This window comes from Acetobacter cibinongensis (assembly GCF_000963925.1).
Lineage (GTDB): Bacteria > Pseudomonadota > Alphaproteobacteria > Acetobacterales > Acetobacteraceae > Acetobacter > Acetobacter cibinongensis.
Map to the genome: position 1 here is coordinate 1 of NZ_BAMV01000078.1, position 386 is coordinate 386.

Here is a 386-nt window from a genome sequence, read left to right on the forward strand (position 1 = left end):
CTGGACCGGGTGACCTATCCGTCGGACATGCGGAACTTCTCGGTTGAGCAGCTCAAGCAGGTTGCAGACGAACTGCGGGCTGAGACGATTGATGCCGTCTCCACCACAGGCGGCCATCTGGGGGCGTCTCTGGGCGTGGTGGAAATCACCGTGGCCCTCCACGCCGTGTTCGATACTCCCGCCAGCAAGATCATCTGGGATGTGGGGCATCAGGCCTACCCGCACAAGATCCTGACAGGGCGGCGTGACCGTATCCGCACCCTGCGCCAGCCGGGGGGCCTGTCCGGCTTCACCCGCCGGGCGGAGAGCGAATACGACCCGTTTGGCGCGGCACACTCCTCCACCTCCATTTCTGCTGGTCTGGGCATGGCCGTGGCGCACCATCT

At 65.0% G+C, this 386-nt stretch carries 1 protein-coding gene; it reads left to right on the forward strand.

All coding sequences use genetic code 11. From position 1 onward, the window contains the following. Positions 1–386, forward strand: a 386-nt coding sequence (locus tag Abci_RS13925) for a 1-deoxy-D-xylulose-5-phosphate synthase N-terminal domain-containing protein (protein ID WP_048839773.1), incomplete at both ends; no start/stop codon positions are given.